This window comes from Yunchengibacter salinarum, from assembly GCF_037658235.1.
Lineage (GTDB): Bacteria > Pseudomonadota > Alphaproteobacteria > Sphingomonadales > Kordiimonadaceae > Yunchengibacter > Yunchengibacter salinarum.
The window spans coordinates 1-3,686 of sequence record NZ_JBBJLN010000026.1 but is presented as its reverse complement, the minus strand read 5'-3'; the positions used below and the strand labels follow the sequence as shown (position 1 = coordinate 3,686).

At 57.1% G+C, this 3,686-nt stretch carries 3 protein-coding genes and 1 pseudogene; 2 read left to right on the top strand and 2 right to left on the bottom strand.

The window, feature by feature from the left end:
- The first annotated feature begins 280 nt into the window (after positions 1-280).
- Complete coding sequence (locus WGH93_RS13110) at positions 281-1,441, top strand: tyrosine-type recombinase/integrase (RefSeq protein WP_374765325.1); 1,161 nt, start codon at positions 281-283, stop codon at positions 1,439-1,441.
- Between the two features lie 874 nt (positions 1,442-2,315).
- Here the strand turns inward: WGH93_RS13110 and WGH93_RS13105 are convergent.
- Together WGH93_RS13105 and WGH93_RS13100 are read right to left on the bottom strand one after the other, a co-directional pair.
- Positions 2,316-2,516: pseudogene (locus WGH93_RS13105) on the bottom strand (integrase core domain-containing protein); the annotation flags it as partial.
- 17 nt (positions 2,517-2,533) lie between these two features.
- Positions 2,534-2,743, bottom strand: coding sequence for a hypothetical protein (locus WGH93_RS13100; RefSeq protein ID WP_374765324.1), 210 nt, complete (start codon positions 2,741-2,743; stop codon positions 2,534-2,536).
- A 65-nt stretch (positions 2,744-2,808) separates the two neighbouring features.
- Between WGH93_RS13100 and WGH93_RS13095 the strand changes: the two genes are divergently transcribed.
- Positions 2,809-3,686, top strand: an 878-nt coding sequence (locus WGH93_RS13095; protein ID WP_374765323.1) for an IS256 family transposase, incomplete at its 3' end; no start/stop codon positions are given.

Here is a 3,686-nt window from a genome sequence, read left to right as displayed (position 1 = left end):
GCATAAGCAGGCGATGACAAGGGCAACGGATTGAGTCATGCCACCATGCATGTCACAGCGACGCGGCAGGAAAATGGTGACCCCGACAGGACTCGAACCTGTGACCCTCAGATTAGGAAGTTTCTCCAGCTCCTGTGGACGTTAATGGATATAAGCGTCTATAGCCGTATTTCATGAGCATAAACAATGAACTATGTTGACAAGCATAAATCTTTCCAAGGAAATGGATGGGCATGAAAGGACGCTTTCTGCTTACCCTGTGCTTACCCGGAGAGAACCAATGAAGCTTCTCAAAAAAACAATAGATGCCACCGGCCCCGGACAGCGCGACAAAATTCTATGGGATGGTAGCCTCCAGGGATTTGGTCTGCGAGTAAAGCCATCAGGGGTAAAATCCTTCATCATTCAGTACCGAAACGCGGAGAACCGAAGTCGCCGCAAAACGCTCGGTCGGTATGGACGTTTGACGCTCGACGAAGCCCGCGCCATAGCACGGAAAGAACTAGCCGAGGTGGCTGCGGGCAGAGACCCCCGCCAGGATATAGCAGATGCACGGCTAGCAATAACCGTTGCTGAACTGGCTGCTCGCTTTCTTGAACAACACTGCGAACTGCGCTGCAAACCAAGCACAATCAAGGCTTACCGGGATCTTATCGAAAAATCCATAAACCCGTCCCTGGGGGGACGCAGCATCGAAGCTCTACAACCAAAAGACGTTGACCGCTTCCATCAAAGCCTAAAAGGCACACCCTACACCGCCAACCGATCGGTGGCTGTTCTACGGAGTATGTTCAACCGGGCGGAAAACTGGGGACTTGTGCCAAGGGGCCATAACCCTGCCGCCAATATTCGGGCATTCCGCGAGCGACGCCGACAGCGTTTTCTGAATATAGAGGAATTGGAACAGCTCACACGAGCCATCAAGATTCATGAACAGTCGGGCGACCTATCCATTTATGCGGCTGCAGCCTTCCGCTTATTACTCTCCACCGGCGCGCGCCTGAATGAAATCCGCACCCTAAAATGGGAAAATGTGGATTTCGATGCGGCCCTGATCATTCTAACCGAGCATAAAACCAGCGCCCACGGAGCCAAAGCAATCCCATTGAACACTGTTGCTTTACGCATTCTCGATACGCTGCCACGCATGCACCAGAACCCCTATGTCATCTGCGGCGAACGACCCGGCCAGCCAATCATCAATCTACAAAAACCATGGCGCCGAGTGCGCCGCACTGCAGGGCTGGAGGACCTCCGTATTCATGACCTACGCCACACCTTTGCAAGTCTCTGCCTTGGCAATGGCGCATCGCTTCCAGTCGTTGGCGGGCTTCTTGGACACCGATCCACTGCATCCACTGCGATTTATGCACATCTGGCGCCCGGCCCGCTGCAGCAAGCCACCGCGCAAGTGTCCGAAACCCTAGACAATCTTATATGATTATCGGGTAAGCGCAGGTAAGCGAATCGTGGGCAATCATCGCCGCCCATGTCCTCGTTTTGTCATTCTCGGCCCTTTAAGGGGATACACCTATTGCCCATATCGAACGCTTATATCCATTAACGTCCACAGGAGCTGGAGAAACTTCATTTTCAGGGCATTCGCGGAGCCAGCAGTCAATATCGCACCAGACAGGATCTAAAAGGCTATCAGGGCGCCTGCCATCTCCGGCTTAGCGGCAACATTCCGGAGCTATAAAGGTCAGATTTGGTAGCTGGTACCGGGTTTCTCTCATCTGTCAGATTTCAACCCGGTACCGTATTGCCATCTGAAACCAAAAGCGGCACACTGAGCGTTGGCGATACCACGGGCACCAACCGGTTGGAGTGGCCGAAGCGCTAGTGCAGCCAGGGCACGGTCAGCAAATGATCTGAGTCGGCCTCGAACATGGTGCCATCACGCCTTTTCAACCGCGTGATCGCCCCGGCTTATCACGCCCCAACTTATCCCCAGATCACTTATCCACAGGCGCAAACCCGGTATTGCGCCATCACTTATCCACAGCCCATCTCTGTGGATAAGTGATGGCCTCATCAACCTTCCTACCCCCTACCCTTACGCAAAGTCTCGCCGCCTTGATAAACGATACGATCCAGCCGAGCGCCTACGCGACCGACCGCAGCCTGTAACAGGCGGAGGGGATGAAAATAGCTCCGACGGGGCATAGGCCAAACCGCTGAATACAGCGGGTCAACTCTTCTCAGGCGAATTAAAAAAGATGTTCAGCCAAATCGTAAGCGTTGCCTCGGCCCCACCCTGACTTCAGCTTGACGAGGGGGCGTGCCAGGTGGTCTGAGCCCGAAGTTTCTACCCGCTAAGAGTAGAGCCTTGGGCCCTTTTGAGACCCTTCGTTGGACGTGATAGCAACAACCGTATTGAGGACATACCCCCGATACGGTTTGCCGGTTGATCCTGCCCCTATTTCCGCTGGGGTTCGGTTCCCGATGCTCGAGTGGGGCCGGTAGTGGTTGTAGTCATGACGCCTGGCTTCGAACTCCTGACGAGCATGGGCGAGGCCTGAAGCGCGCTCCCTCACTGGAACTCCCGCGCTTTGGGGATTAGGTCGCGGGCGTCTCTTGGGTGGGTGGCTGGTTGGTGGGGGTGTGGCGTGCTGGTGTCGGGGGCGTTGGAGAGGGTCATCCGCAGGGGTGAGCGGTAGGTGATCCTTTTGGCGACCACATGGGTGACGCCGTCGCTTTTCTGCACCTTGCCGGTGATCTGCATCAGGCGGCTGCCCATCACCTCGGCGGGGACTATCCTGAATTTTGTGCTCTGGCGTGGTAACGGTTCTGAAAAGGAGACCACGAATGAGCATCGACAAAGACCTTTTGGACAAGCTGATGGAAGGCCGGTCAGCCGGCGATCTGTTCGGCAAGGAGGGCATTCTCTCCGAACTGACGAAGGCGCTGGCGGAACGCGCGCTGTCGACCGAGATGGAGGAGCATCTCGGCGAGGAGCGCACCGAGGAGGCGCCCGAGGGCCACAACCGGCCCCCGAACCGTCGCAATGGCAGCAGCCAGAAGACGGTGACCACCGACAGCGGCAAGGTGGTTCTGGACATTCCGCGCGACCGCAACGGGACCTTCGACCCGCTGCTGATCGCCAAATATCAGCGCCGTTTTCCCGAGTTCGACCGCAAGATCGTCAGCATGTATGCGCGCGGCATGAGCACCCGGGAGATCCAGGGGCATATCGAGGAAATCTATGGCTTCGAGGCGTCGCCCAGCCTGATCTCCGCTGTCACCGAAGCGGTCATGGACGAGGTGACGGCGTGGCAGAACCGCCCCCTGGAGCCGTGCTATCCGGTGGTCTTCATGGACGCGATCCGGGTCAATATCCGCAGCGATGGGGCCGTGTCGAACAAGGCGGTCTTCGTGGCGCTGGCGATCCAGCCGGACGGCACGCGCGATGTTCTGGGCCTTTGGTTCCAGGCCAACGAGGGGGCCAAGTTCTGGGCCAAGGTACTGAATGATCTCAAGAACCGCGGTGTTCAGGACATCCTCATCGCCGTGGTCGACGGCCTCAAGGGCTTTCCCCAGGCCATCGAGGCGGCCTTTCCTCAGACGCAGATCCAGACATGTATCGTCCACCTGCTGCGCCACTCCATGAGCTTTGCCAGCTACAAGGACCGCAAGGCCGTGGCGACAGCCCTCAAGGCCATCTATACGGCGGTGGACGCCGAGGC

Excerpts from the sequence above, each read along its gene's own strand:
- WGH93_RS13110 (WP_374765325.1), top strand. The coding sequence starts at position 281 with ATGAAGCTTCTCAAAAAAACAATAGATGCCACCGGCCCCGGACAGCGC.